Annotated in this window: 28 protein-coding genes; 19 read left to right on the top strand and 9 right to left on the bottom strand. The window is 61.9% G+C overall.

Annotated features, from left to right (window positions below; translation table 11 throughout):
• Window positions 1-31 precede the first annotated feature (31 nt).
• From KX729_RS21030 to ppa, 6 genes are all read left to right on the top strand, one after another.
• The gene (locus KX729_RS21030) at window positions 32-1,147 is read left to right on the top strand and encodes an ABC transporter ATP-binding protein (RefSeq protein WP_219744451.1); all 1,116 of its coding nucleotides are present in this window, start codon (window positions 32-34) and stop codon (window positions 1,145-1,147) included.
• Window positions 1,140-2,099, top strand: coding sequence for an ABC transporter substrate-binding protein (locus tag KX729_RS21025; RefSeq protein ID WP_219744450.1), 960 nt, complete (start codon window positions 1,140-1,142; stop codon window positions 2,097-2,099). The genes KX729_RS21030 and KX729_RS21025 overlap by 8 nt, the downstream gene beginning before the upstream one ends.
• Window positions 2,100-2,101: 2 nt before the next feature.
• Window positions 2,102-3,790 (top strand): ABC transporter permease, encoded by a 1,689-nt coding sequence (locus KX729_RS21020; RefSeq protein WP_219744449.1) that lies wholly within the window; start codon window positions 2,102-2,104, stop codon window positions 3,788-3,790.
• Between the two features lie 116 nt (window positions 3,791-3,906).
• Window positions 3,907-5,724, top strand: coding sequence for a translational GTPase TypA (gene typA, locus KX729_RS21015; protein ID WP_219744448.1), 1,818 nt, complete (start codon window positions 3,907-3,909; stop codon window positions 5,722-5,724).
• Window positions 5,725-5,926: 202 nt separating this feature from the next.
• Complete coding sequence (locus KX729_RS21010) at window positions 5,927-6,433, top strand: GNAT family N-acetyltransferase (RefSeq protein ID WP_219744447.1); 507 nt, start codon at window positions 5,927-5,929, stop codon at window positions 6,431-6,433.
• 148 nt (window positions 6,434-6,581) lie between these two features.
• Window positions 6,582-7,115, top strand: coding sequence for an inorganic diphosphatase (ppa, locus tag KX729_RS21005; RefSeq protein ID WP_219744446.1), 534 nt, complete (start codon window positions 6,582-6,584; stop codon window positions 7,113-7,115).
• 13 nt (window positions 7,116-7,128) lie between these two features.
• Here ppa and KX729_RS21000 read toward each other — a convergent pair whose 3' ends face one another.
• Both KX729_RS21000 and KX729_RS20995 read right to left on the bottom strand, forming a co-directional pair.
• Window positions 7,129-7,443, bottom strand: coding sequence for a DUF167 domain-containing protein (locus KX729_RS21000; protein ID WP_219744445.1), 315 nt, complete (start codon window positions 7,441-7,443; stop codon window positions 7,129-7,131).
• Entirely contained in the window at window positions 7,440-7,730 is a 291-nt protein-coding gene (locus KX729_RS20995) for a YggT family protein (RefSeq protein WP_246617732.1), read from the bottom strand. Before KX729_RS20995 ends, KX729_RS21000 begins: the two co-directional genes overlap by 4 nt.
• 141 nt (window positions 7,731-7,871) lie before the next feature.
• Between KX729_RS20995 and KX729_RS20990 the strand changes: the two genes are divergently transcribed.
• Window positions 7,872-9,107: an MFS transporter gene (locus tag KX729_RS20990; RefSeq protein ID WP_219744443.1), complete on the top strand. Its 1,236-nt coding sequence runs from the start codon at window positions 7,872-7,874 to the stop codon at window positions 9,105-9,107.
• Window positions 9,108-9,116: 9 nt separating this feature from the next.
• On the opposite strand, the gene KX729_RS20985 is transcribed toward KX729_RS20990, so the two are convergent.
• The 5 genes from KX729_RS20985 to hemC form a co-directional block, all read right to left on the bottom strand.
• Window positions 9,117-9,602 carry a tellurite resistance TerB family protein gene (locus tag KX729_RS20985; protein WP_219744442.1) on the bottom strand — a complete coding sequence of 162 codons (486 nt, stop codon included), beginning with the start codon at window positions 9,600-9,602 and terminating at the stop codon, window positions 9,117-9,119.
• Between the two features lie 23 nt (window positions 9,603-9,625).
• Window positions 9,626-11,299, bottom strand: coding sequence for a heme biosynthesis protein HemY (locus KX729_RS20980; protein WP_219744441.1), 1,674 nt, complete (start codon window positions 11,297-11,299; stop codon window positions 9,626-9,628).
• Between the two features lie 15 nt (window positions 11,300-11,314).
• The gene (locus tag KX729_RS20975; protein ID WP_219744440.1) at window positions 11,315-12,673 is read right to left on the bottom strand and encodes a COG4223 family protein; all 1,359 of its coding nucleotides are present in this window, start codon (window positions 12,671-12,673) and stop codon (window positions 11,315-11,317) included.
• An 88-nt stretch (window positions 12,674-12,761) separates the two neighbouring features.
• Window positions 12,762-13,517, bottom strand: coding sequence for a uroporphyrinogen-III synthase (locus KX729_RS20970; protein WP_219744439.1), 756 nt, complete (start codon window positions 13,515-13,517; stop codon window positions 12,762-12,764).
• Window positions 13,477-14,406, bottom strand: coding sequence for a hydroxymethylbilane synthase (gene hemC / locus KX729_RS20965; RefSeq protein WP_219744438.1), 930 nt, complete (start codon window positions 14,404-14,406; stop codon window positions 13,477-13,479). Before hemC ends, KX729_RS20970 begins: the two co-directional genes overlap by 41 nt.
• A gap of 82 nt (window positions 14,407-14,488) precedes the next feature.
• Here hemC and tsaD point away from each other — a divergent pair, with 82 nt between their 5' ends.
• The 6 genes from tsaD to KX729_RS20935 are packed head-to-tail and all read left to right on the top strand — an operon-like array spanning window position 14,489 to window position 18,418.
• Window positions 14,489-15,586: a tRNA (adenosine(37)-N6)-threonylcarbamoyltransferase complex transferase subunit TsaD gene (gene tsaD / locus KX729_RS20960; RefSeq protein WP_219744437.1), complete on the top strand. Its 1,098-nt coding sequence runs from the start codon at window positions 14,489-14,491 to the stop codon at window positions 15,584-15,586.
• Window positions 15,583-16,572, top strand: coding sequence for an NAD(P)H-dependent glycerol-3-phosphate dehydrogenase (locus KX729_RS20955; RefSeq protein WP_219744436.1), 990 nt, complete (start codon window positions 15,583-15,585; stop codon window positions 16,570-16,572). Before tsaD ends, KX729_RS20955 begins: the two co-directional genes overlap by 4 nt.
• A 53-nt stretch (window positions 16,573-16,625) precedes the next feature.
• Window positions 16,626-16,916, top strand: coding sequence for a YciI-like protein (locus KX729_RS20950; protein ID WP_219744435.1), 291 nt, complete (start codon window positions 16,626-16,628; stop codon window positions 16,914-16,916).
• An 8-nt stretch (window positions 16,917-16,924) separates the two neighbouring features.
• Entirely contained in the window at window positions 16,925-17,365 is a 441-nt protein-coding gene (locus KX729_RS20945) for an EVE domain-containing protein (RefSeq protein ID WP_219744434.1), read from the top strand.
• Window positions 17,366-17,372: 7 nt separating this feature from the next.
• Window positions 17,373-18,017: a class I SAM-dependent methyltransferase gene (locus KX729_RS20940; protein WP_219744433.1), complete on the top strand. Its 645-nt coding sequence runs from the start codon at window positions 17,373-17,375 to the stop codon at window positions 18,015-18,017.
• Between the two features lie 17 nt (window positions 18,018-18,034).
• Window positions 18,035-18,418, top strand: a complete 384-nt coding sequence (locus tag KX729_RS20935; RefSeq protein ID WP_219744432.1) for an Imm10 family immunity protein — start codon at window positions 18,035-18,037, stop codon at window positions 18,416-18,418.
• Window positions 18,419-19,248: 830 nt separating this feature from the next.
• Here the strand turns inward: KX729_RS20935 and KX729_RS20930 are convergent.
• On the bottom strand, window positions 19,249-19,830 hold the full coding sequence (locus KX729_RS20930; RefSeq protein ID WP_219744431.1) for a glutathione binding-like protein: 582 nt from the start codon (window positions 19,828-19,830) through the stop codon (window positions 19,249-19,251).
• Window positions 19,831-19,943: 113 nt separating this feature from the next.
• On the opposite strand from KX729_RS20930, the gene KX729_RS20925 reads away from it, so the two are divergent.
• Window positions 19,944-20,327: a winged helix-turn-helix transcriptional regulator gene (locus tag KX729_RS20925; protein WP_219744430.1), complete on the top strand. Its 384-nt coding sequence runs from the start codon at window positions 19,944-19,946 to the stop codon at window positions 20,325-20,327.
• Between the two features lie 45 nt (window positions 20,328-20,372).
• Here the strand turns inward: KX729_RS20925 and KX729_RS20920 are convergent, their stop codons facing one another.
• Window positions 20,373-20,825, bottom strand: a complete 453-nt coding sequence (locus KX729_RS20920; protein WP_219744429.1) for a hypothetical protein — start codon at window positions 20,823-20,825, stop codon at window positions 20,373-20,375.
• 283 nt (window positions 20,826-21,108) lie between these two features.
• Between KX729_RS20920 and sdhC the strand changes: the two genes are divergently transcribed.
• From sdhC to KX729_RS20895, 5 genes are read left to right on the top strand one after another with little or no spacing between them, the layout of a single operon-like run.
• Window positions 21,109-21,498 (top strand): succinate dehydrogenase, cytochrome b556 subunit, encoded by a 390-nt coding sequence (gene sdhC / locus KX729_RS20915; protein ID WP_219744428.1) that lies wholly within the window; start codon window positions 21,109-21,111, stop codon window positions 21,496-21,498.
• Between the two features lie 11 nt (window positions 21,499-21,509).
• Window positions 21,510-21,890 (top strand): succinate dehydrogenase, hydrophobic membrane anchor protein, encoded by a 381-nt coding sequence (gene sdhD, locus KX729_RS20910; protein ID WP_219744427.1) that lies wholly within the window; start codon window positions 21,510-21,512, stop codon window positions 21,888-21,890.
• 6 nt (window positions 21,891-21,896) lie between these two features.
• Window positions 21,897-23,741 (top strand): succinate dehydrogenase flavoprotein subunit, encoded by a 1,845-nt coding sequence (gene sdhA / locus KX729_RS20905; protein WP_219744426.1) that lies wholly within the window; start codon window positions 21,897-21,899, stop codon window positions 23,739-23,741.
• Between the two features lie 17 nt (window positions 23,742-23,758).
• Window positions 23,759-24,538, top strand: a complete 780-nt coding sequence (locus KX729_RS20900; RefSeq protein ID WP_219744425.1) for a succinate dehydrogenase iron-sulfur subunit — start codon at window positions 23,759-23,761, stop codon at window positions 24,536-24,538.
• Window positions 24,539-24,560: 22 nt separating this feature from the next.
• Window positions 24,561-25,367 (top strand): nucleotidyltransferase domain-containing protein, encoded by an 807-nt coding sequence (locus KX729_RS20895; RefSeq protein ID WP_219744424.1) that lies wholly within the window; start codon window positions 24,561-24,563, stop codon window positions 25,365-25,367.
• Window positions 25,368-25,386: the final 19 nt, after the last annotated feature.

The raw sequence follows: 25,386 nt of genomic DNA, 5'->3' as shown, positions 1-25,386 counted from the left end.
CGGCATCGCCTCCTACCGATGCCGGTTTCCCATGACAACTCAGCTTTCAGCGCCCGATGCCGCCGTCTCGACGGCCGGAGTCGAATTGCATTATGGCGCAACGCCCGTGCTGAAGGGCATCGACATCTCGCTCGTCCGCGGCAAGACGCTGGCGCTTCTCGGTCCGTCGGGCTGCGGCAAGACCACGCTTCTGCGACTGGTCGCCGGCCTGCTTGCGCCGACCAAGGGGTCGATTTCGATTGCGGGACAGGTGGTCGCGGACGCGGCTAGCGGCGCTTTCGCCCCGCCGGAAAAACGCAATCTCGGCATGGTCTTCCAGGATTATGCGCTCTGGCCGCATCTGACGGTCGGCGGCAATGTTTCATTTCCGCTGGAAATGCGCGGTATCGGCAAGGCCGATCGCCGTGCGCGTACCATGCGGGCTCTGGAGCGTGTCGGATTGCAGGCTTACGCCGATCGCCGGCCGAGCGATCTTTCCGGCGGGCAGCAGCAGCGTGTGGCGATCGCCCGCGCAATCGTGGCCGAGCCGCAGCTCATCCTGTTCGACGAGCCGCTGTCCAATCTCGATCGCGAACTGCGCGAGAACATGGTCGGCGAATTGGCCGAACTGATCGCGACGCTCGGCCTGACCGCCATCTACGTCACCCATGATCACAGCGAGGCGCTGACGCTGGCCGATGACGTCGCCGTCATGCGCGGCGGATTGATCGAACAGCTTGCCTCCCCCGACGAACTGATCGACCGGCCGGCAACGCCCGAAGTGGCGGATTTCCTGCGGCTCGGCGGCATTGCCGACCTCAGCTACCGGGATGGGCTCTGGTTTTTCAAGGACTGCGACGTGGCTCTGCTGCGCGATCTCGGCATTGCCGGCGACACCGCGCAGGTATTGATCCCGATCGCCGCGATCACGCTCGGCGAGATTTCGCCTGGACGTCTGGCGGGTACGGTGCTGCGCTCGCAGTTTCGCGGCGATGGACACCTTGCCACCATTTCGCTCGTCGGCCCGGCCCGGATCGAGCTGCAGGTTTTGAGCCGCATCAAGCTCAAGCCGGGCGAGGGGATCGGCCTTTCGATCGACCCTGCCCAAATCCGCTGGTTCGGCAACCGAACTCATTCATCCGCAAGAGAGGGTTTACAACATGCTTAAGTCTTTGAAGAGCATCACTTTCGGCGTTTTCGCCGCAGCACTCATGGCTGGCGCCGCGCATGCCGACGTCACTGTCTACACCGCAGGTCCGCAGAGCCTGATCGACAAGCTGTCGGCCGGCTTCACCAAGCAGACCGGCATCAAGGTCAGCGTCTTCCAGGCAACGACCGGCAAGGTCATGGCCCGTATCGAAGCCGAAGCCGCAAACCCGGTCGTCGACGTCCTCGTTTCGGCCTCCTGGGATACCGCGACCGACTTCGCCAAGCGCGGCTGGCTCGTCAAGTATTCGAGCCCGAACGCCGCCAAGGTTCCGGACTTCCTGAAGACCGATAGCGCCGTCGCACAGGGCATCTCCGCTCTCGGCATCGCCTGGAACACCAAGAGCGGCACGCCGAAGCCGACCGAATGGGCCGACCTGACGAAGAAGGAATACAAGGACCTCGTCAATATTCCCGACCCGGCCCAGTCCGGTTCGTCCTTCGAGCTGACCGCCGCTCTCGCCGGCCAGGACAATTTCAAGCTCTTCAATGACCTCAAGGCCAATGGCGCGATCATCGCCGGCGCCAATGCCGATGCTTTGAACCCGGTTCTGCAGGGTGCCAAGGCAGCCGTCTTCGGCGCGGTCGACTACATCACGCTCGCTTCCAAGGCCAAGGGTGAATCGATCGACGTGATCTTCCCGGCTTCCGGCACGGTCATCGCGCCGCGCCCGGCGATGATCCTCAACTGGTCCAAGAACCAGGACGACGCTAAGAAGTTCATCGATTACATGCTGTCCGACGAAGGCCAGAAGATGGTTGCCGACGAGATGCTGATGCCGGCCCGCACCGACATCCCGGCAAACCGTCCGCTGATCAGCGACCTGAAGCTCCTGAAATACGATACCGCCACAGTTTACGGCAAGCGCAAGGAAACGCTCGCCGAAATCACCAAGATCTACGGCGGCAAGTAATCATGTCGACGAAAGCGAATGGCAGCGTAGGTGGGGCGGCTCCGGCCGCGTGGCTCGCAATTGCGGGTCTCATCCTCGTCGTCGCCATTCCCTTCCTTGCCGTGGTGCTGCAAAGCATCTTCCCCAATCTGGGACAGGGCTCGTTTTCGAGCCCTTTCTCCTCGCTGGTCTCGACGCTGAATGACAGCGCGCTGATCGGCATGGCTGGCAACACGGTCCTGCTCGGATGCTGCGTGGTCGCCGCCTCGGCGCTGGTTGCGGTGCCGCTCGGCGTGTTTCGCGCGCTGTACCGGATTCCGCTGGCGCCGCTTTGGGACGTGCTCCTGCTCGTGCCCTTCATGATCCCGCCCTATATCGCGACGCTCGGCTGGATCATGACGCTGCAGCCGCGCGGTTACCTGCAGCAGCTGGTCGGTTTCAATCTGGCGCCGTTCCTGTTTTCGCTGTTCGGCATGACGCTGGTCATGGCCTTCAACACCTTTCCGGTCGTCTATTTCGCGGTGTCGCGCACGGTGGAAGCCGTCGGCGCGCGTTATGCGGATGTCGGCCGCGTCTTCGGCGCGTCACCGGCGCGCGCTTTCTGGCGGATCACGCTGCCGCTTTCCGCTCCCGGCCTCGCGGCCAGCCTGATGCTGGTCTTCGCCGCCGCGATCGAGGAATACGGCACGCCGGCAGCGCTCGGCCGCCGCGCCGGTTTCCAGGTTCTGGTCACCGGGATCGACCTGCGCATCACCGACTGGCCGATCGACCTGCCGGGTGCGGCGATCCTGTCGATCCTGCTGGTGTCGATGTCGCTCGTCACTTTTCTGCTGCAGCGCTGGATCCTGGCACGGCGTTCCTACCAGACTGTGGGCGGCAAGCCGACGGCCAAGGACAAACGGCCGCTCGGCAAGATGAAGGTGCCTGTGCTGATCGCCTTTGCGGTCGTCTCGTTCCTGGCGACGGGCGTGCCGCTTCTGGCGATCCTTGCCACGGCCATGTCGCGGACGATTTCCGGCGGGCTGGCCTTCGACAATATCAGTTTCAACAATTTCATGCTGGTGTTCAGCAATAGTGCCGGCGCGGTCGGCGCTCTCGTCAACAGCTTTTCGCTCGGCATCGGCACAGCCCTGATCACCGGCCTGATCGGCGTCATGGCGGCCTATACGGTGGTGAAAACGAAGATGCGCGGGCGGATCGCCATCGATACGCTGACCATCATTCCGAACGCACTGCCCGGCATCGTCGTGGCTGTCGGCCTGATCCTCGCCTGGAACATGCCCTGGCTGCCGGCGACGCCTTACAACACTGCCTTGATATTGCTTCTCGCCTATTGCTGCATCCTGCTGCCGCAGCCGGTGCGTTACACGACGGCGGCCTTCCAGCAGATCGGCGATAATCTGGAAGCAGCGGCCCGCGTGTTTGGTGCAAGCAGCCTGACGGCCTTCCGGCGCATCCTGCTGCCGCTGGTCTTCCCGAGCCTCGCCTCCGCCATGCTGCTGGTCTTCGCGTTGGCATCCCGCGAACTCGTCGCTTCCGTGGTTGTCGCACCGGTCGGCATGCAGACGATCGCCACGTTCATCTGGCGACAGTTCGAGCAGGGATCGATCGGACTCGGCATGGCGATGGCCTTTATCGCCATTCTGATCACCACCCTTCTTCCGCTTATTCTGCTGATGCTTTTGAGGCGCAGCGGGCTGGTCGCGGAATAGGAGTAAAGCATGATTGCGCTCACCCCTTTCGCAATTGCGAAAAACAAGGTAAGAGGCCGCAAAACGAATTAGGCGCCGCCGCCCGTTGCCGTGCCCAAGCTCAGAGATTCAAAAACATGAAGATGCGCAATATCGCGATTATCGCACACGTTGACCATGGGAAAACCACGCTCGTCGACGAACTGCTGAAGCAGTCCGGCTCGTTCCGCGACAACCAGCGCACGACCGAACGCATGATGGACAGCAACGATCTCGAAAAAGAACGTGGCATTACCATTCTTGCCAAGGCGACCTCGATCGAGTGGAAGGGTGTTCGCGTCAACATCGTCGATACCCCCGGCCACGCCGACTTCGGTGGCGAAGTCGAGCGCATTCTCTCGATGGTGGACGGCGCGATCGTTCTGGTCGATAGCTCGGAAGGCCCGATGCCGCAGACCAAGTTCGTGGTCGGCAAGGCGCTGAAGGTCGGCCTTCGTCCGATCGTCGCGATCAACAAGATTGACCGTCCGGATGGCCGCCACGAAGAAGTCATCAACGAAGTCTTCGACCTGTTCGCCAATCTCGACGCGACCGACGAGCAGCTCGATTTCCCGATCCTCTACGGTTCGGGTCGCGATGGCTGGATGAACGTCAATCCGGAAGGCCCGAAGGACGAAGGTCTCGCACCGCTTCTCGATCTGGTGCTGAAGCACGTTCCAGAGCCGAATGTCGGCGAAGGCCCGTTCCGCATGATCGGCACGCTGCTCGAAGCCAACCCCTTCCTCGGCCGCATCATCACCGGCCGCATCGCTTCTGGCTCGATCAAGCCGAACCAGGCGGTCAAGGTTCTGTCCCAGGACGGCAAGACCGTTGAAACCGGCCGTATCTCCAAGATCCTCGCATTCCGCGGCATCGAGCGTCAGCCGATCGAAGAAGCGCATGCGGGCGACATCGTCGCCATCGCCGGCCTGTCGAAGGGCACCGTCGCCGACACGTTCTGTGATCCGGCCGTCAACGAGGCTATGACCGCACAGCCGATCGACCCGCCGACCGTCACCATGTCGTTCATCGTCAACGACAGCCCGCTCGCCGGCACCGAAGGCGACAAGGTCACGAGCCGCGTAATCCGCGATCGTCTGTTCAAGGAAGCCGAAGGCAACGTCGCGCTGAAGATCGAAGAAGCCGAAGGCAAGGATTCGTTCTACGTGTCCGGCCGCGGCGAATTGCAGCTCGCCGTTCTGATCGAGACCATGCGCCGCGAAGGCTTCGAGCTTGCCGTTTCGCGTCCGCGCGTCGTCATGCACAAGAACGAGAACGGCGACACGATGGAGCCGATTGAGGAAGTCGTCATCGACGTCGATGAAGAACATTCCGGCGTCGTGGTCCAGAAGATGTCCGAACGTAAGGCCGAGATGGTCGAGCTTCGTCCTTCCGGCGGCAATCGCGTCCGTCTGCGCTTCTACGCGCCGACCCGCGGCCTGATCGGTTACCAGTCGGAACTCCTGACGGATACCCGCGGCACCGCGATCATGAACCGCCTGTTCCATGACTATCAGCCTTACAAGGGCGAAATCGGCGGCCGTACCAACGGTGTTCTTCTGGCCAACCAGGCCGGCGAAGCCGTCGCCTATGCGATGTTCAACCTGGAAGACCGCGGCCCGATGATCATCGAGCCGGGCGAAAAGGTCTATATGGGCATGATCATCGGCATCCACTCGCGCGATAACGACCTTGAGGTTAACGTTCTCAAGGGCAAGCAGCTGACTAACATCCGCTCTGCCGGCAAGGACGAAGCCGTTCGCCTGACCCCGCCGATCCGCATGACGCTCGACCGCGCGCTGTCCTGGATCCAGGACGACGAGCTTATGGAAGTGACGCCGAAGAGCATCCGCCTGCGCAAGACCTATCTCGACGCCAATGACCGCAAGCGCTTCAGCAAGGCGAAGATCGCCTGATTTCGGTCCATCGTTTCGATCTTTTCAAAACCCCGGCAGCGATGCCGGGTTTTTTCTGTGCGGTCGATATCCTGCTACTTGTGACAGAGGTTAAAAACACGTTAACGTCATCGCGTCGTCCACATGAGAAGTCTGTGGGCAATCGTTAACGCTTTGGAAATGGGCGTGGCGGTTGCGCTGCAGCAGGACCATAAGTAGCGTTATGAAGACGTTGTCGATCGATGTACGGCGGGCCGAACCGCAGGACGCCCGAGCCATCTCGGAGGCGCATCGTGAGGCATGGAACCAGGCCTATGCCGGTCTCATCCCCCACAAGCCGCTGACCCAGATGCTCGAACGCCGCGGCGAAACGTGGTGGCGCAAGGCGACGCGCGGGCCGGCAACGCTTCTCGTGCTCGACGTTGCGGGCCAGGTCGCCGGTTACGCGACGATCGGCCTCAACCGTGCCCGGGCGCTGCCTTATGACGGCGAAATCTATGAAATCTATCTGCGCCCGGAATATCAGGGCATCGGCCTCGGCCGCCGTCTGTTCGGCGAAAGCCGCCGGCTTTTGAAGTCTCTCGGCTGCGAAGGCCTCGTCGTCTGGTGCCTGGAAGAGAGCGAACATGCGGCGCGTTTCTTCCGCCGGCATGGCGGCTCCGACATGGTCGAGGGCATGGAGGATTTCGGCGGCACGCAGCTCAAGAAGCTCGGCTTCGTCTGGCCCTGATCCCGGTTTTGTACTGCAAAAGCATTTTCGCCGGTTCCAACCTGGAAAGTCCTGCGGGGGTTTAACCTTCCCTTCAAAGGCTTGTTGCCTTGCATCATGATTCCCGCTATCGACGCCCCAGACTTTGTCGAACCTGTCGAGGAATAGAATGCGTATCGATGCGATTGCCGTTGGCAAGAACCCGCCTGATGACGTGAACGTCATCGTCGAAGTCCCGGTCGGCGGTCAGCCGATCAAGTACGAGATGGACAAAGAGGCCGGCGCGCTGGTCGTCGACCGCTTCCTCTATACGCCGATGACCTATCCGGGCAATTACGGCTTCGTGCCGCACACGCTGTCGGAAGACGGCGACCCGATCGACGTCCTCATCTGCAACACCCGTCCGCTGGTTCCGGGCTGCGTCATCAATGTTCGCCCGATCGGCGTGATGGTGATGGAAGACGACGGCGGCAAGGACGAGAAGATCATCGCCGTGCCGGTTCCGAAGCTGACCCAGCGCTACGACAAGATCAAGAACTATACCGACATGCCGGAGATCACGCTCAAGCAGATCGAGCATTTCTTCGAGCACTACAAGGATCTTGAGCCCGGCAAGTGGGTGAAGATCGAAGGCTGGCAGGATGTTGACGTCGCCAAGCGGCTGATCGTCGAAGCCATCGAGCGCTACAAGGCCCAGGGCTGATTTCAGAAAGCTTCTAGCTCTCCGTCAGCTTGGCCAATGCCTTTTCGATATCCTCCGGATCGCCCTCGATCCGGAGGATTTTTTTGCGCGCCGTTTCGCCGCTAATGAAGGACATCGATGATTTCGGTAGGTGCAGGACATCGGCAAGCAGCGCGATCAGCGTCTTGTTGGCCTTGCCGTTTTCGGGCACGGCGGTGACGCGGGCCTTCAGGAAGGTTTCGCCGTCTGCTGCCGTTTCCAAGCCTTCGACAGCATTGCGGCCCGCATTCGGCGTGAGCCGGATTGCGAGCCGCATATGATCGGAATGCCTTGTATAGGGCGGCCTCAAGCGACCAGCGGGTAGATCGACGTCCACATCAGCGAGCGGATGAAGAAGATGATCAGCAGCAGGATGATCGGCGAGATATCGATGCCACCGAGGTTCGGCATGACGCGGCGGATCGGCCGCAGCGCCGGTTCGGTCACGTTGAAAAGGAAACGGCCGATCGCATCGACGAACTGGTTGCTCGAATTGATGACGTTGAAGGCGTAGAGCCACGAAAAGATGGCGCTGCCGATCAGCACCCAAGTATAAAGGTTCAAGGCCAAATCGATGGTCTGAAACAGTGCGTACATCAACGTCTCCATTTCGCTGTTGACAGACATGTAGACATTGGCGAACTAACGAGCAAGTGCCCCGCCCGTGCCTCATCCGAATCATGTTTAACGGGGGTGGGGCATATCGCCGGTCCCGGCTTTGCTGAAAGTCATTGTCCCATGTCCTTGTCTGCCTCCGGCGATCGTTTTGCCGCCTTCCGGCATCGTTCCTATTCTCTTTTCTTCTTTTCGCGGTTCTTTTCCGCCTTCTGCATCCAGATCGTCAGCGTGTCGGTCGGCTGGCAGATGTATGACGAGACGCGCAATCCGCTCTATCTCGGCCTGATCGGGCTTTTCCAGTTCCTGCCGTCGCTGCTTCTGATCCTCGTCACCGGCTCGGTGGCGGACCGGTATAACCGGCGGGCGATCGTCTCGGTCTGCATGGTGGTCGGGGCGCTCTGCTCCGCGGCACTTCTGGTGATCACCATCACCCATTCCTTCACGCCCTGGCTGGTCTTTGCGATCCTGGTCGTGTTCGGCATCGAACGGGCCTTCATGGGCCCGGCGGTGCAGTCGCTCGGGCCGAACCTCGTGCCGGAACAGGATTTGCCGAACGCGGTCGCCTGGAACTCGTCGTCCTGGCAGACGGCGGCGATCCTTGGGCCGGTGTTCGGCGGCCTACTTTACGGCGTCAGCGCCATTGCGGCCTATTCGGTCGCACTGATTTTCCTGATCATCGCTGCGATCCTGGTTTTCATGATCCCGAAGCCGCCACAGAAAAATGCGGCAAACAAGGTGGATATGGAGCAGATCCTGGCCGGCTTCCGCTTCATCTTCGGCGAGAAAATCGTGCTTGGAGCGATCTCGCTCGATCTCTTCGCGGTTCTGCTCGGCGGTGCCGTGGCGTTGATGCCGATCTTTGCCCGCGATATTCTCGACCTCGGCCCCTGGGGTCTCGGCATGTTGCGTGCGGCACCCGGCGTCGGCGCGATCGTCGTCGCCGTCTGGCTCGCCTTCTACCCGATCCGCCACCATGCGGGCGTGGCGATGTTCATTGGCGTCGCGCTGTTTGGCGTCGGCACGCTAATTTTCGGCATCTCCATGACGCCCTGGGTTTCGATCGCGGCACTGATGCTGATGGGCGCGTCCGATATGATTTCGGTCTATGTGCGCGAAACGCTGATCGCGCTCTGGACCCCGGACGAGGTGCGCGGCCGGGTCAATGCCGTCAACATGGTGTTTGTCGGTGCTTCGAACGAGCTTGGCGAATTCCGCGCCGGCACGATGGCGCATGCCTTCGGCGCGGTGCCGGCGGTCGTCATCGGCGGCATCGGTACGCTGGCGGTGGCAATCATTTGGTCGCTGGGTTTCCCGAAACTGCGGCAGATCGACAGCCTCGAAGCGCCGGAGCGGTAGTCGAAGCGGTCAGTCGCTGCCTGCCTGATCGTCGGCCACGGTGGAACGGGCTGCAGCCTGCTGGCGTTGCAGAACCCGGTCGCGGGCCGAGACGCCGAGCAGGTCGGCGATGCGCCAGATCACGTGATCCTCGATCTCGCTGCGCTGGCCATCCGCATAAACGATATCCCAGAGAATGCCGAGGAGCTCGACGCGGTCATCCTCGTTGAGGAGGTGCCGCCTGAGATCGGTGGTGAAGCGGTAATAATCGACCGCCTCGCTGCCCGCCTCGCGCCCGACTTCGATCAGCGCTTTCAGCCGGTCCTCGGTCAGGTCGTAACGCTCGCGCAGCAATTCGCGAAATCTCTGCTGTTCCTTTTCCGAGACATTGCCGTCCGCTTCCATGACCTGGAAACACAGGGCGACGAAGGCAACCCGTGGATCGTCGGGCGCGAAATCTTCGGTATGATGCGGTGCAGTCAGCGTATGGAGGAAGGCCTGAATTCGGTCGAGCATCTATTCCCCAGGCCCTCGCCTTTCTAGAACAGCCTGAGCCTCGTCGGAGACCCTGCGGCGTTTTGATCTTTCACGCCCGGATCATCCGGTGGACGGCCGAAAAAGGGAACCGGTTCCTCTTCGTTTTCAGGCTGTTTTCCGGTCTTGGGCTGCACATTCGCCGGGGCCGGTGCTTTTGCTGCAACAGCTTCCGGCTTCCTGACCGGCTTCTGCTCCTCGATTGCCGGTTTGGGCGGCACGACGATCGACTTGGCAGGCGCTTCCGCCTTGAGCACGATGGCAGGTTCGACCACGGGTTTGGGCTCGGCCGGCGGCGCAGGTTTGTGGATCGGCTTTTGAATGGCGACCGGCGGCAGGCTGGCAATCGCCTGGTCGGCTACGACCGAACCTTCTTCGACCGGACCTTCCAGCTGGCCGAACGGCACTTTCCATTCGAAGGCGTCGAGGCGGCCGGTGACCGGCGAAAGCGGCAGCCAGCGTTCGGAAACGAAACCGTCGGCGACCCAGGACGGATCACGCGGGGCACGCAATGCCTGCGCCATCCAGTGGCGAACACGGCCCTGGTCGCCGGTTTCTGCCTCTTCGATATCGGTAAGCAGCAGATAGACGGATTCGCGGGCTTCCATGCGAGCGGCGGCTTCCGCCTTGGCGCGGGCCTTCTTGAAATCCAGGGCGTCAAGCGCTGCCGCCGCCACGGCGATTAGCGACTCGACATTGTTCGGCCGCATCGCTTCGAGCTTTTCGGCCCGCTTCAGCCGATCCAGCGTGCTGTCGCCGCTGCGGGCGACGACATAGGCGCGGGCGATTTCCGGATGCGGATTTATCTTCCAGACGCCGTCCAGAACCGAGGCGGCCTTGCGGACATTTTCCTCGCGCAGCCAGGCCTTGGCGGCAATGACGGCGGCAGGGACCAGGTCCTTGGCGAGCTTGAGGGCGGCCATCGCATCGTCGCGGGCGCCCTTGGGATCGCCCTCCAGCCGGTCGTTGGCCTTGGCGGTCAACAGCACGGCCTTCATCCGGTCGGCTTCGGGCTTGGCGATGATATTGCCGGCGCGCTGCTGGTCGAGCAGGCGGATCGCGTCTTCCCAGCGGCCGGACTGGCTACGGGACTCAAGCGTCGCCTGTGCTGCCCAGGGCAGGAAGGGCGCGTGTTCGACGGCCTTTTCGGCATATTGACGGGCCGCTTCGTTGGCGCCGAGGCGACGGGCTTCCATGTAGAGGCCGCGCAGACCGAGTTCACGCGTCTCCGGGTCCTCGGCCATTTCCTCGAATTTCTTGCGCGCTTCGTCATTTTTGCCTTCGATCAGCAAAGCCTGGGCATCCAGCAGATGGATCAGCGGCTCCTGATCGGCGCTCAGCAGGCCGCGGGTGCGCAGGCTCATCTTGCGGGCGAGAAGCGCATTGCCGGCACCGGCGGCGATCAGGCCGGTCGACAGCGCCTGATACCCGCGATCACGCTTGCGGGCGCGAAAATAGCGGCGGACGGAATAGGGCGAGGTCCAGATCACGCCGACGATCCACCAGAGGATCATGGCTGCAGCGATCAGCGCGACGACGGCGGTGGCCGCGACCATGAGGCTGGTTTCGATCAACTGGTCCTGCCAGGTGATGGAGATCAGGCCGGGGCGGTCGGCGAGCCAGGAAAAACCCCAGCCGAGGCCGAGAACGACGAGAAGGAAAATGAAGAGTCTGATCATCCGGATTTTCCGTCCTCAGCCTTTGGTGCCGGCGACGGCGCGCGTCAGCGTGCCGCCCACGAGATTTTCCACCTGGATACGGGCATCGAGCTTTTGCTTGAATTCGCGCGAGACAGCCTTGGCCGGTTCCGGCAGACTGTCCCATTCACGCGTCGAAGCCTGAAGATTGCCGTTCCGCAGGCCTTCTTCCAGCCGGGCAACGATCGCTTCCGGTGTGTCGCCCTGCACGTCGCCGACACGCCGCACCTTGACGACCGACATGGCGGAGGCGAGCAGCCGCCCACCAATGCCCTGGTTCGGGTCGGGCTGCACGGTCGCCTCCAGCATGGCATCGGCAACACGCGGAAAATCGCGCTGCAACTCGCTGCGTGACGGCACGCCGTTGGCCGCAAATTTCTGCAGGTCGGCAACGGCCGGATCGTCGCCCGCAACGGTGGTGAAGGTCTGCAGCTCGGTTTCGAACGAACCGCCGCGATCGATCGCCGCCTTCAGGGCAGCGGCTGCAACGGCGCGGGCCACCTGCTGTTCAGGGCCGCGGTCGTTCAATTTGGCCTCGGCCTGGTTCATGCGCTGCGTCAGGCTGGCATCGGCGTTGGCCGAGGACTGAACGGTGGCGCGCAGCCGGTCAAGTTCGGTCTTGAGTGCCGCAACCGCCTGCTCGCTGGCGCCGCCCTGAGCCTTGGGAACCGCTTCCAGCGCCGCGACCCGGTTTGCAAGGGCGCCGTCGGCAGCCGCTGCAGGCCGGTTCTTCAGGGTCGCGATTTCCTGGCGAAGCTCCGTAAGTTCGGACGAAAGCCCTGACGTATTGGCGGCCGGCGCCGGTGTCGCGCCCGGCAGGTAGCCGGCATATTGCATGCTGCCGGCCAGGAGTAGCGCGACGATGCCGCCGAAAATGCCGGCGGCCACCAGCGTCGTCGTGGCAGGGCTGGTGCGCGGCTTCACGGAGGGTGACGGTTCCGGCTCAGGTGCGACGGTCGCGGATTTCGGCGGTTCGTCCGTGATGAAGCCGGATCGGGGCTCGTCGGCCCGCGTTTCTTCCGTAGCCGCATCAGTGGCGAATGATGCAGCTGGCTCCGAGACCGTTTCGCCGGTGGGCGGAATGGCGGCATCTGCCTTGGCGTCTTCGACCGTCGGTTCGGCGGGGAGTTGATCATCGATCACAGGCGCTGCCGCAGCAGTGTCGGCCGAAATTTCGGTCTTGCCCTCTTCGGCAACGACCGCGTCCTCGGCGGCTTTCTCAGCCTGCGTCACGGGCTCGTCGATGTCGTTGCTGCGGACAGGTTCGGCAACCGGGCTCGTTTCCTCCGCGGTGAGGTCGATCGTGACCGGTTCTTTTTCTACCTTTGACCGGCGGGGTGGTTTTTCCGATACCATCTCGACCTCTTTTTGCATTGCTCTGTGGAAACTAGTCGGCAGGAGGGTGGAAGGAAAGGGGCGGGCGGGAATTTGCCGCGCCTCTCGCCTAAAGAAGAGCTAACAGCCCCTCTTCACCAGGGTGACCTGCGATCTTGATATTTCTATGAAATTCCTGCGGCACCATTTCAGCGACCTTGGCGCTGAGGCAAAGCGCCCGCAGAGATCGCAGGGCCGGCAGATGAGGTTTGGCGAGATGGAAGAACAGCCGGGCGTTTTCGCGCGAATAAAGCAGCACTGCATCGGCCAGCGGTTCGACGAGCGCATGCCGGACTGCAGCTTCGTCATGGGCAATCGGCACCATCTCGTAGATTTCCACCGGATCGAAAGGCAGGTTTCTGAGGCGCAAACCTTCCTCCAGGCCACCTGAACGCGGTTTGCCGGTAAGATAGAGTAGGGGTGTCGTTTCCGCAGGCTCGCCGGCGACGATGAGCTTTGCAAGATCGGCGCCGGTTCCGGGCCCGGCACGCACGTCGCGAAAGCCGATTTCTGTGGCCGTTTTTGCGGTCGCATCGCCGACGGCGTAGAGAGGGTCGTCGAGGTAAGGCGACAATCGGCCGCCCAGCGAGGCGAGAACCCGAATCGCCTCGGCGCTGGTGACGGCAAGCGCCGCATGCGGCCGGCCTAGCGCGCTTTCGGCGGCCGACGGATGGTGGACGGCACGGGTGAGCGGCAGCAGGACCGGTTCATGGCCAAGCGACCGCAGCTTTTCGGCGGTGCGCCGGCCGGCGATTTCCGGGCGGGTGACGACGACCCGCATCGGATCAGGACCAGCCTTCGAAGAAATCGGTTCCGGCAGCAGCACGGATCGCTTCGCCGGCCTGACGGCCGAGAGCTTCCATATCGGCCCGCTTGCCTTCGATTGCGATCGAATGGTCCTTGGTGCCATCGGGGGTGAGCACCATGCCGGAAAATTTCAGATGGTCGCCGTCGCAGATCGCGTAACCTCCGATCGGCGTGCGACAGGAGCCGTCGAGGGCCGCCAGAAACGCCCGTTCGCAGGAGACGGCGTCATAGGTCGGCCGGTCGTTGATCGCGTCGAGCAGGGCATTCATGCGGTCGTCGCCGATGCGGCTTTCGATACAGATCGCACCCTGCGCCGGTGCCGGCGGAAAATCGTCCGGATCGAGCAGTTCGGTGACGACGCTTTCCTTGCCGAGCCGTTTCAGGCCGGCATAGGCGAGAAGCGTCCCGTCCACCTGTCCTTCGTTCAATTTGCGCAGACGGGTATCCACCAGACCGCGGAAGGTGATGACATTGATATCCGGCCGGAGCCGGCGAACGAGAGCCTGGCGTCGCAACGAGGACGAGCCGACGGTTGCGCCATCCGGCAATGCGGTCAAGGTCGGCGCGGTGCGGCCGACAAAGGCATCGCGAAAATCTTCGCGGGGCAGATAGGCCGAGATGTAGAGGCCGTCCGGCAGCTTTGTCGGCATGTCTTTGGAGGAGTGCACGGCGAAATCGAGATCGCCGGAGGCGAGGCCCTCTTCCAGTTCCTGGGTGAACAGGCCCTTGCCACCAATTTCCGCCAGCGAACGGTCGTTGATGCGGTCGCCGGTGGTGGTCAGTGCCACGACCTCGAACATTTCCTGCGGCAGGCCATGCGCCGCCATCAGCCGGTCGCGTGCTTCATGGGCCTGGGCAAGCGCCAGAGGGCTGCCACGCGTGCCGATCCGGAAAGGTTTTGTTTGCATCTCAATCGTTCCGTTGTTACCGGAGGCTTTCGTAGACCGGTTTATACCGGCCCGCAATCAACGATAGGATCCAGATCAAGGGATGGCGGCTTTTCTTCGCATCCTCGGCATCGAGACAAGCTGCGACGAGACCGCCGCGGCGGTTGTCGCGCGCCATGAGGACGGACGCGGCGAAATCCTTTCCGATGTGGTGCTTTCGCAGCTCGACGAGCACAGCGAATATGGCGGCGTCGTGCCGGAAATTGCCGCCCGTGCCCATGTGGAAGCTCTCGATGGGCTGGTCGAGGAAGCGCTGTCCCGCGCCAATGTGTCGCTCGACGAAATCGATGCGGTGGCCTCCACCTCCGGCCCAGGCCTGATCGGCGGGCTGATCGTCGGACTGATGACGGCCAAGGCGATCGCACGCGCCGCCGGCAAGCCGCTCTTCGCCATCAACCATCTCGAAGGCCATGCGCTGACGGCGCGGCTGACGGACGGGCTTTCGTTTCCCTATCTGATGCTGCTGGTTTCCGGCGGCCATACCCAGTTGGTGCTGGTGCGCGGCGTCGGCGAATACGAGCGCTGGGGCACGACGATCGACGATGCGTTGGGCGAGGCCTTCGACAAGACCGCCAAGCTGCTCGGCCTGCCTTATCCCGGCGGTCCGGCGGTCGAGAAGGCGGCGCAGAAGGGCAATCCGGACCGCTTTTCGCTGCCCCGTCCGCTGGTCGGCGAGGCGCGCCTCGACTTTTCCTTTTCCGGCCTGAAGACGGCCGTGCGGCAGGCGGCGACCGAGATCGCACCATTGTCCGAACAGGATATCGCCGATATCTGCGCCTCGTTCCAGAAGGCGATTTCGCGGACGCTGCGGGACCGGATCGGCCGGGGGCTCGCCCGCTTCAAACAGGAATTCGGCCATCTGGATATCGATCCGGCGCTGGTCGTGGCCGGTGGGGTTGCCGCCAACCAGGAAATCCGCCGCACGCTGCAGGCGCTCTGCATCGAAAACGGCTTCCGTTTCATCGCGCCGCCGTTGCGGCTCTGCACCGACAATGCTGCGATGATTGCTTGGGCGGGGCTCGAGCGGATGGCGGAGCATATGCCGGTCGATCCTCTCGATGTCGCTCCGCGGTCGCGCTGGCCGCTCGACAGCAATGCGCAAACCCTGCTCGGTTCCGGCAAGCGGGGTGCCAAGGCATGAGTGCAGCCGAGCGCATCGTGGTGATCGGCGCCGGTGCTTTCGGCACGGCGCTCGCTGCGGTCATGGCGCTCGAGAGCCGGCATCCGGTGACGCTCATCGGCCGCGATCCATCGCTGATGAACGATCTGCGCGACGACCGCATTCACGATGCCGCATTGCCCGGCGTGCCGTTGCCGGATGCACTGGAATTTTCCGCCGAACCGGATGCGATCGAGGCGGCAAGTCTCGTGCTCTTTGCCATGCCGTCGCAGGCGCAGGACGATGCGGCGCGGCATTACGGTCCTTATCTGGCTAAGGATGCCGTGGTCGTCACCTGCGCCAAGGGCATAGACAGGTCTTCCGGGCGATTGCTGACCGAGGTTCTAGAGGCGGAACTGCCGCATCATACGGTGGCGGTTCTCTCCGGTCCGGGTTTTGCCGCCGATATCGCCCGCGGCCTGCCGACGGCGATGGCGATCGCGGCCGGCGACGAGGTTCTGGCCGAACGGCTGGCCAATGCGCTGTCGGGACGTACCTTCCGGCTTTATGCTTCGGCAGACCGGATCGGCGTGCAGCTCGGTGGAGCGCTGAAGAACGTTTTGGCGATCGCCTGCGGTATCGTCGAAGGGGCGGGGCTTGGTGAATCCGCCCGGGCGGCGCTGATTTCGCGGGGACTGGCGGAAATGTCGCGGCTGGTCGAGGCGATGGGCGGCAGGGCGGATACGGTGCGGGGGCTTTCCGGCCTCGGCGATCTCGTCCTGACCGGCACCAGCCACCAGTCGCGCAACCTGCGTTTCGGCATCGGGCTCGGCAAGGGTGATGGGGCCGAAGCCGTCGGCGGCGCGCTGGTCGAAGGCGCGTTTGCGGCTTCCGTCGCGGCGCGGCTTGGCGAGAAGCTCGGCGTCGATCTGCCGATCACTCGCGCGGTGGCTGCGATCATCGACGGGCAACTCGATATCATGACGGCCATGGAGCAGTTGATGACCCGGCCGATCACCACGGAATAAATACCTTTTAGTTCATCGCGCATCCTGTCCGATGCGCTCACAGGAGAAAACCGATGTTGTTTGCCTTCCTCTGCACCGACAAGCCTGGACACCTGAATGTCCGCATGGACACCCGCCCGACGCATGTCGAGCACCTCAACAAGCTGAACGCCGAAGGCACGCTGAAGTTTGCCGGCCCGTTCCTCGATGACGAAGGCAAGCCGAATGGCAGCCTCGTGGTCGTCGAAGCCGCCGACATGGCCGCTGCCCGGTCGATTGCCGAAGCCGATCCGTATTACCTCGCCGGCCTGTTCGAAAAGGTCGAGGTGAAGGCCTGGAACTGGGTCTTCAACAAGCCGGAATGAGGTGAGGCATGGCCTACTGGCTTTACAAATCCGAACCGTCGGCCTGGTCCTGGGAACAGCAGAAGGCCGCCAGCGAGAAGGGTACCGAATGGACCGGCGTGCGCAACTATCTGGCGCGCAACAACATGCGGGCCATGAAGATCGGCGACAAAGGCTTCTTCTACCACTCGAATGAGGGGCTTGAGATCGTCGGCATCGTCGAGGTCTGCGCATTGTCGCATCCGGATTCCACTGCCAAGGGCGATCCGAAATGGGATTGCGTCGATATTCGCGCGGTGACCGACGTGCCGAAGCCGGTGACGCTGAAGGATATCAAGGCGAACCCAAAGTTCGAAAAGATGTCGCTCGTCACCTCGATGCGGCTTTCCGTGCAGCCGGTGACGGACGAGGAATATTTCGAGATCTGCCGTCTCGGCGGGCTCGACAATCCGCCGAAATCGCCGGCTTAACGCTGCCTTGAAGACCGATCCGCAGGCTTTCATCCTCGAAAACACCGATCTCATGCGCCCGCCGCATGTGCCGGAAATCGTGCTGCATCTGGCGACGGAGGCGCATGATCTCTGGCTGAAGACCGAAGAGGATCTGGAAGAGATCGGCCTGCCGCCGCCGTTCTGGGCGTTCGCCTGGGCCGGCGGCCAGGGATTGGCGCGCTACATCCTCGATCATCCGGAAACGGTAGCCGGCAAACGGGTGCTCGATTTCGCGAGCGGTTCTGGGCTGGTGGCGATCGCGGCGAAGCTCGCCGATGCGGCCGATGTGCTGGCGGCGGATATCGATCCATGGACGCAGACGGCCGTGGCACTGAATGCGGCGGAGAACGGGGTCGAGATCCGGTTCACCGGCGAGGACCAGGTCGGCCGGGTGGTGGATGCGGATGTCATCCTGGCCGGCGATGTGTTTTACGACCGGGATTTCGCAGATGTGCTGATACCGTGGTTTTCGCGATTGGCGGGCGAGGGGAAGTCGGTACTGGTCGGCGATCCCGGGCGCAGTTACTGCCCGAAGGACCGGCTGGAGAGGCTTGCCGTCCATGAGGTGCCGGTGACGCGGGCGCTGGAGGACAGCGAGGTGAAGCGGACGACGGTCTGGCGGTTTTGCTGAATCCTTCAGGTATCTGCATGAGAACCCATATCAAATCTGAAATCGGCGTCGCAGATGATGGTTTTGCGATTTCGATTGGATTGGCAGGCCTGTATGAGGGCGTTAGACGAGAGATGATCCTTCAGGCCGCAAAGGAAGAGCCTGACGATCAGGATATCAGGCTTGGGCTTGTTGGCCTTTATGCGGAATATGACGGTGTGGGTGCCTACGGAGTGGTAGAAAAGATTTTTGTCGAAAATTCCAGAGTCCGAATCATTCTGGACCCGGCGAAAATCTCCGCAGAAAGATATTCAATAGAGGCCGAGATTGCGTTTGAATTTCTCGATGCTCTTAACTCGGAAATCTTGGTGACGTTTGCTGGAATGTGTTCGACCTGCGGTGTGACATTCAAGAGGAGCTGAAAAGGTCCTATCATCAATGCCCCACTGCTGGAGCCGACTTTATTGATCGCTGGCCTCCGGTCAACGCTCGGGAGCCCCGCGCGGTCTCCCGCCGTGGTGATGTCAAAGATCGGAGAGCCCACACGAATGCGGAACCTCAAATAGTTTTAGTAATGGTGGCTCCGCATTCGCGTGGCCTTCGGCGTTCTCTCGGGGCTTCCGGCCCCTACAGGTGATTGCCTCGCCTTCTCTGCACGCAGGATCTCTCCTGCGCTTGCACGGCTCAAACCGAACCCGACCTAGCGGCCAGGGGGACGCTTGATAGGAGTGTTCGCCCTTCGGGCAGACGCTCCATGGCTTTCACCTCTTCCACCATTGCCGCACGTTACGGTTCCGATGAAAGCGCCGGCCTCCGCCTGCCCGCGAACGTCTCGCGAAACACTCCGGCGACGGAAGCAGGGGGATTGTAGGGGTGAACACGAGGGGCGTGGATAAGCAGCAACTTAAGTCTTTGAAGATGTTGGAGAGGTGCCGTGATTTGTCCCCGGGCAGATGACGACATTGACGGCTGTGTCCCGCCATACCCCCCTCTGCCCTGCCGGGCATCTCCCCCACAAGGAGGGAGATTGACTCGCGGGGCGACCTTTCGTCTTTAGCTGTCGCTTACAGCGCAGCGATCAAAGGCACGGCCTCGGTGGTACGCAGGTATCGAATGGCAGTATAATTGGTAACGGCCATTGTTTGGGGAAACCGGCGCGCCCAGCCAATCTCCCCACCTGTGGGGGAGGTGCCCGGCAGGGCAGAGGGGGTATGGCGGGGCACGCGGCTAATCCCAGAGCCCTACTAAATGCTCAACCCAATCCCTCTTCCGACAGCGCCTGCATAACAGACGGCCGCACCTTCAACCGCTCAAAGCAAGCCTGCAGATTCTCCGGCAGCTCGACACCGCTTTTCGGTGCGACCATCAGGACCCAGAACAGGTAGCAATCGGCGATCGTCATCTCTTCGCTCACCAGAAACGCCTTGTCGCCCATCTGATCGGACAGGATGGCGAAAGACTTTGCAAGCTTTTCGCGGGCGCGGACTTTTTCCGGCTCCGGGAAATCCCTGAAGAAGGGAACATAGTGTCCGTGGATCTCCGACGACATGAAGGCGAGTGCCTCGAGCACCCGCCAACGGGCCATGCCACCAGGCAGAAGCTTACCGCTGCGTTCGGCGATATAGGCGAGGATGATCTGGTTTTCGGTGAGAACCGTCCCATCGTCCAGTTCCAGGGTCGGGATATAGCTCTTGGGGTTGATCGCATTGAAATCGCGGCCGTCCTCGGTCTTTTTCTCGCGATTGATGACCAGAAGCTTATAGGGAAGGCCGGCCTCGATAAGGGCGATGTGATCAGCCAGGCTGCAGGCGGCGGGATAATAGAAAAGGTTCATGGTGGTCTCCTTGCGGTAGACACGCTGTTTGCCAGCTAAGTCTACAATGTTGACCACAGCCATTTATGTGACCTAAAAAACCTCGTCAAAAGCATATTTTAGGAGCAGGTCAGATGGATGTGACTGCCAAACAGCCCATCACCAAGCCGCCACATGCCGATTGTCGGGCCGTCAGCGAAATCCTCAGCCGCGTCGGTGACAAATGGACGATCCAGGTCGTGGTGTCGTTGATGCCGGGTCCGCAACGGTTCAACGGGCTCAAGCGTAATGTCAGCGGTATTTCACAGCAGATGCTGACAAGGACGCTGAAGACGCTGGAGCGGGACGGCATGGTGGAACGGGTCGTACATCCCAGCACTCCCCCGCAGGTCGAATATACGCTGACGCGGCTTGGCCACTCGCTGGCGGAGACCTCGCATCAGCTTGCCCTTTGGGCGGCGGCCCATCAGGGAGAGATCGCGGATAACCGCCTTCAATACGACGCCCGCGCGTCATGAGGCGATCTGCGGCGCTGCAACAGCGCCGCCGAGCCTGTTTTGGGTTCAGTTGCCGCCGCGAATGATGCAGACGCCGGCTTCGAAAGCGCAGGCCTGCGAAGCGAAGGCATTGCCGCCCATTTCCTTGTCGACGTCGATGATCTTCGCCTTGGGCGCGAGCATGACCTGTCTGGCGCCACCTGCCGGCCAGTAGTCGCGCGAGAAATATCGGCCGAGGCCGCGCAGGCCGTAGGCCTCGATCGCACCGCCGTAGAAATCGCCCATCCGGCGGATATGGGAAACGGAGTTGGCATAGATTGCGCCCATGCGGTCGATTTCCGCCGGGCGGTTGCGGCGGCCGTCGCCCTGGCGGTCCCAGCGGCTGTTTTCCACCCGGTGGTAACCGTGGCCGCGATCACCCCAACGGTTTTCGGGACGATCACCCGCGATTGCGACGGTGGAAAGCGCGGCAAACACGGCCGCGGCGACGAAAACAGGCTTCATGCGATTCGCGATCATGGCGAACTCCGGCTTCAATGGTTAACGAAAGGTTAACACGAAACTCGGCCAAACGTCTCACCGGCAACGAATTCTTCGTAAATCATGGTTAACGTCGCGCCGGAGTCCGACGCTCAGGTGCCCTCAGAAAGACACAATCGATTAAATTTGGAATCCCTCTGAATTGTTCTTGTCGTCGGACATTCGTGAGATTAAACCACGCCAATGATGCAATGCACATTTTCTCAGCATGTGCGTTGCGGGGCGTCCGCCCTTATACCGCATACGACGCCGCGAGGTCCTGATGGCGAATGTGACAAATAACCGGCCCCTGTCGCCGCATCTCCAAATCTACAAGCCGATCCCCACCATGGTCATGTCGATCGTTCACCGCATCACCGGTGGCGCGCTGGCCGTGGGCACGATCCTGCTGGCTTGGTGGCTGGTGGCCGCCGCGTCCGGCGAGACCTATTTCAGCTGGATCAGCTGGCTGTTCGGCACCTGGATCGGACTTCTGGTTCTGTTCGGTTATACCTGGGCACTCGTCCACCACATGCTTGGCGGCCTGCGCCACTTCATGTGGGACATGGGCCACGGGTTCGACAAACACTTCACCACCAAGATGGCACTCGCCATGCCGGTCGCATCGGTCTGTCTGACCGTGCTGATCTGGGTGGTCGGCGCACTGGTCTGAGGAGCGACAAGATGGATATGCGTACGCCTCTCGGCAAAGTTCGCGGTCTCGGTTCGGCCAAGGTAGGCACCGAGCATTTCTGGGTTCAGCGGATGTCGGCCGTCGCCATGGTACCGCTGGCGATCTTCTTCATCATTTTCCTGATCCGTTATGCCGGCGCTCCCTATGCGGAAGTCATCGGCGCGCTGTCGAACCCGATCGTCGCCGTGCTGTTCGGCATGATGGTGATCGCCGGTCTCGTTCACATGCGCATCGGCATGCAGGAAATCATCCTGGACTACGTCCACAGCGAAGGCCTCAAGTTCCTTTCGCTGATGCTCAATACATTCTTTGCAATGCTGATCGGTGGGCTCTGTCTGTTCGCCGTTCTGAAGATTGCGTTCGTAGGATAATCCATCATGGCATCCGTCACACCTATCGCCCAGAACGGCAAAGCCTATAAATATGTCGACCATTCCTACGACGTGATCGTCGTCGGTGCCGGCGGTGCGGGTCTTCGCGCCACGCTCGGCATGGCCGAACAGGGTTTCAAGACCGCCTGCATCACCAAGGTCTTCCCGACCCGCTCGCACACTGTTGCTGCACAGGGTGGCATCGCCGCCTCGCTGCAGAACATGACGCCGGATAGCTGGCAGTGGCACCTTTACGACACCGTTAAGGGTTCCGACTGGCTCGGCGACGTCGATGCCATGCAGTACATGGTCATGGAAGCGCCAAAGGCCGTCTATGAGCTTGAACATTACGGCGTGCCGTTCTCGCGTAACGAGGAAGGCAAGATCTACCAGCGCCCCTTCGGCGGCCACATGCAGAATTTCGGCGCCGGCCCGCCGGTGCAGCGCACCTGCGCCGCAGCAGACCGTACCGGCCACGCCATCCTGCACACGCTTTATGGCCAGTCGCTGAAGAACAACGCGGAATTCTTCATCGAATATTTCGCGCTCGACCTGATCATGTCGGATGACGGCAGCCGCTGCACCGGCGTGGTCGCCTGGAACCTCGACGACGGCACGATCCATCGTTTCGCCGCCAAGATGGTGGTTCTGGCGACCGGCGGTTACGGCCGCGCCTATTTCTCGGCAACGTCCGCCCATACCTGCACCGGCGACGGCGGCGGCATGGCGATCCGTGCCGGCCTGCCGATGCAGGACATGGAATTCGTGCAGTTCCACCCGACCGGCATCTACGGTTCGGGCTGTCTGATCACCGAAGGCGCGCGCGGCGAAGGCGGTTACCTCGTCAATTCCGAAGGCGAACGCTTCATGGAGCGTTATGCGCCTTCCGCCAAGGACCTTGCCTCGCGCGACGTCGTTTCGCGCTGCATGACGCTAGAAATCCGCGAAGGCCGCGGCGTCGGCAAGAACAAGGACCACATCTTCCTGCATCTCGACCATCTCGATCCGGCCGTTCTGCACGAGCGCCTGCCGGGTATTTCCGAGAGCGCCAAGATCTTTGCAGGCGTCGACGTGACCCGCGAGCCGATCCCGGTGCTGCCGACCGTCCATTACAACATGGGTGGCATTCCGACCAATTACTGGGGCGAAGTGCTGAATGCCGACAGCAATAATCCGGAACGCATCATCCCCGGCCTGATGGCCGTCGGCGAGGCGGGCTGCGCCTCCGTTCACGGCGCCAACCGTCTCGGTTCCAACTCGCTGATCGACCTCGTGGTCTTCGGCCGCGCCGCCGCCATCCGCGCCGGCCAGGTCATCGATCGCTCCGGTCCGGTACCGGCGCTGAACCTTGCTGCCTGCGACAAGATCATGGACCGTTTCGACGGCCTGCGCCACGCCACGGGCGGCACGCCGACGGCTGTGCTGCGCGACAAGATGCAGCGCGCCATGCAGGACGACGCGGCGGTGTTCCGCACCCAGGAATCGCTCGAATCGGGCTGCAAGCGCCTGTCGGCAATCTGGGGCGAGATGAAGGATCTGAAGGTCACCGACCGTTCGATGATCTGGAACTCGGACCTTGTCGAGACGCTGGAACTGCAGAATCTGATGGCGAACGCCATCACCACCGTCTATGGCGCCGAAGCCCGCAAGGAAAGCCGTGGTTCGCACGCTCGCGAGGATTATACCTCGGGTCCGTTTGCCGGCCGCGACGACGAGAACTGGCGCAAGCACACGCTCGCATGGGTCTCGGAAGCGGGCGACGTCAAGCTCGACTATCGCCCGGTTCACACCGACCTGATCGCCGAAGGCATCGATCCGTACAAGATCGAGCCCAAGGCTCGCGTCTATTGATTTGAGGGAATTGGACCATGGTTGAACTCGCCCTCCCCAAGAATTCCAAGATGTCCGAAGGCAAGGTCTGGCCGAAGCCGGAAGGCGCCAAGAACGTTCGGGAATACCGCGTCTATCGCTGGAACCCGGATGACGGCAAGAACCCGAGCATCGATACCTATTACATCGATCTCGACAATTGCGGCCCGATGGTTCTCGATGGACTTCTCTACATCAAGAACAATATCGACCCGACGCTGACGTTGCGCCGCTCCTGCCGCGAAGGCATTTGCGGCTCCTGTGCCATGAATATCGACGGCACCAATACGCTGGCCTGCACCAAGGGCATGGACGATATCACCGGCACGGTGAAGATCTATCCGCTGCCGCATATGCCGGTCGTCAAGGACCTGGTGCCGGACCTCACCAACTTCTATGCCCAGCACCGCTCGATCGAACCCTGGCTGAAGACGGTTTCGCCGCCGCCGGCCAAGGAATGGAAGCAGAGCCACGAAGACCGCCAGAAGCTCGACGGTCTTTATGAGTGCATTCTCTGCGCCTGCTGCTCGACTTCCTGTCCGAGCTACTGGTGGAACGGCGACCGTTATCTCGGCCCGGCCACCCTGCTGCAGGCCTATCGCTGGCTGATCGACAGCCGCGACGAAGCCAAGGGCGAGCGTCTCGACAATCTCGAAGACCCGTTCCGGCTCTATCGATGCCACACGATCATGAACTGCGCCCAGGCCTGCCCGAAGGGTCTGAACCCGGCCAAGGCGATTGCCGAAATCAAGAAGATGATGGTCGAGCGTCGTCTCTGACGCTCGATCCTTCCGGATACTGATGCACGATTTCGATCCCAGCGCTGTCGCCGAGATTCGAGCCAAGCTCGATGAAGCGAGGGCGTTCGGGGTGCGGATCGGCTTTGCGATCGAAAGCGGCAGCCGCGCCTGGGGATTTCCGTCACCGGACAGCGATTACGACTGCCGCTTCATTTATGTCCGGCCGCGTTCCGATTATCTTAGCCTGTTTCCGCCGCGCGACGTGATCGAGTTTCCGATCGTCGGCGACATCGACGTGGGCGGATGGGACCTGCGCAAGGCGCTGCTTCTGGCGCTGAAGGGCAACGCGGTTCTGGTGGAGTGGGTAACTTCGCCGATCGTCTACGAAGAAGAAGCCGGTTTTCGAACCCGCCTCGGTGCCTTGCTGGACGAGATCATGATGCCGCGCAAGGTGGCTTTGCACTATGTCGGCCTGCTTAACCAGCACTTTCCGGCGGGCGAAGACGGTTCGGTGAAGCTCAAGAAATTGCTTTACGCGATCAGGCCGGCAGTTGCTCTGGCGTGGATGAACGAGCGGAATTTTTCAAAGCTGCCGCCGATGAATATGCTGGAATGTCTGGAAAGTGCGCCGGTTCCGGCTGAGCAGCGCCAGACCATCCTTGATCTGATCGAGGTGAAGAAGGCGACGCGGGAAATGGGCGAGGGGCCGGTGCCTGGACCGATCCGTGAATTGCTTGTCGCTGCACGTCATCGTTATGAACAGCTGGGAGCAGGCTTCGCACGGGACGCGACGGCGGATGCGCAGGCACAGACGCGGGCCGATGCGTTCTTCCAAACAGAGATCGACTATCCGAACAATTCGATTTGATCTTCAAAGGACTGCCAAA

Origin of the sequence: Neorhizobium populisoli (assembly GCF_019430945.1) — a bacterium.
GTDB classification, from domain to species: domain Bacteria; phylum Pseudomonadota; class Alphaproteobacteria; order Rhizobiales; family Rhizobiaceae; genus Neorhizobium; species Neorhizobium populisoli.
The sequence above is the reverse complement of the archived record's forward strand: the minus strand, read 5'-3'. Positions and strand labels throughout refer to the sequence as shown.

What these genes read in the sequence shown, in the direction of transcription:
- KX729_RS21030 (WP_219744451.1), top strand. Translation starts at nt 32, where the DNA reads ATGACAACTCAGCTTTCAGCGCCCGATGCCGCCGTCTCGACGGCCGGA.
- KX729_RS21025 (WP_219744450.1), top strand. Translation starts at nt 1,140, where the DNA reads ATGCTTAAGTCTTTGAAGAGCATCACTTTCGGCGTTTTCGCCGCAGCA.
- KX729_RS21020 (WP_219744449.1), top strand. Translation starts at nt 2,102, where the DNA reads ATGTCGACGAAAGCGAATGGCAGCGTAGGTGGGGCGGCTCCGGCCGCG.
- typA (WP_219744448.1), top strand. Translation starts at nt 3,907, where the DNA reads ATGAAGATGCGCAATATCGCGATTATCGCACACGTTGACCATGGGAAA.
- KX729_RS21010 (WP_219744447.1), top strand. Translation starts at nt 5,927, where the DNA reads ATGAAGACGTTGTCGATCGATGTACGGCGGGCCGAACCGCAGGACGCC.
- ppa (WP_219744446.1), top strand. Translation starts at nt 6,582, where the DNA reads ATGCGTATCGATGCGATTGCCGTTGGCAAGAACCCGCCTGATGACGTG.
- KX729_RS20995 (WP_246617732.1), bottom strand. Translation starts at nt 7,730, where the DNA reads ATGTACGCACTGTTTCAGACCATCGATTTGGCCTTGAACCTTTATACT.
- KX729_RS20990 (WP_219744443.1), top strand. Translation starts at nt 7,872, where the DNA reads ATGTCCTTGTCTGCCTCCGGCGATCGTTTTGCCGCCTTCCGGCATCGT.
- KX729_RS20985 (WP_219744442.1), bottom strand. Translation starts at nt 9,602, where the DNA reads ATGCTCGACCGAATTCAGGCCTTCCTCCATACGCTGACTGCACCGCAT.
- KX729_RS20980 (WP_219744441.1), bottom strand. Translation starts at nt 11,299, where the DNA reads ATGATCAGACTCTTCATTTTCCTTCTCGTCGTTCTCGGCCTCGGCTGG.
- KX729_RS20975 (WP_219744440.1), bottom strand. Translation starts at nt 12,673, where the DNA reads ATGGTATCGGAAAAACCACCCCGCCGGTCAAAGGTAGAAAAAGAACCG.
- hemC (WP_219744438.1), bottom strand. Translation starts at nt 14,406, where the DNA reads ATGCAAACAAAACCTTTCCGGATCGGCACGCGTGGCAGCCCTCTGGCG.
- tsaD (WP_219744437.1), top strand. Translation starts at nt 14,489, where the DNA reads ATGGCGGCTTTTCTTCGCATCCTCGGCATCGAGACAAGCTGCGACGAG.
- KX729_RS20955 (WP_219744436.1), top strand. Translation starts at nt 15,583, where the DNA reads ATGAGTGCAGCCGAGCGCATCGTGGTGATCGGCGCCGGTGCTTTCGGC.
- KX729_RS20950 (WP_219744435.1), top strand. Translation starts at nt 16,626, where the DNA reads ATGTTGTTTGCCTTCCTCTGCACCGACAAGCCTGGACACCTGAATGTC.
- KX729_RS20945 (WP_219744434.1), top strand. Translation starts at nt 16,925, where the DNA reads ATGGCCTACTGGCTTTACAAATCCGAACCGTCGGCCTGGTCCTGGGAA.
- KX729_RS20935 (WP_219744432.1), top strand. Translation starts at nt 18,035, where the DNA reads ATGAGAACCCATATCAAATCTGAAATCGGCGTCGCAGATGATGGTTTT.
- KX729_RS20930 (WP_219744431.1), bottom strand. Translation starts at nt 19,830, where the DNA reads ATGAACCTTTTCTATTATCCCGCCGCCTGCAGCCTGGCTGATCACATC.
- KX729_RS20925 (WP_219744430.1), top strand. Translation starts at nt 19,944, where the DNA reads ATGGATGTGACTGCCAAACAGCCCATCACCAAGCCGCCACATGCCGAT.
- KX729_RS20920 (WP_219744429.1), bottom strand. Translation starts at nt 20,825, where the DNA reads ATGATCGCGAATCGCATGAAGCCTGTTTTCGTCGCCGCGGCCGTGTTT.
- sdhC (WP_219744428.1), top strand. Translation starts at nt 21,109, where the DNA reads ATGGCGAATGTGACAAATAACCGGCCCCTGTCGCCGCATCTCCAAATC.
- sdhD (WP_219744427.1), top strand. Translation starts at nt 21,510, where the DNA reads ATGGATATGCGTACGCCTCTCGGCAAAGTTCGCGGTCTCGGTTCGGCC.
- sdhA (WP_219744426.1), top strand. Translation starts at nt 21,897, where the DNA reads ATGGCATCCGTCACACCTATCGCCCAGAACGGCAAAGCCTATAAATAT.
- KX729_RS20900 (WP_219744425.1), top strand. Translation starts at nt 23,759, where the DNA reads ATGGTTGAACTCGCCCTCCCCAAGAATTCCAAGATGTCCGAAGGCAAG.
- KX729_RS20895 (WP_219744424.1), top strand. Translation starts at nt 24,561, where the DNA reads ATGCACGATTTCGATCCCAGCGCTGTCGCCGAGATTCGAGCCAAGCTC.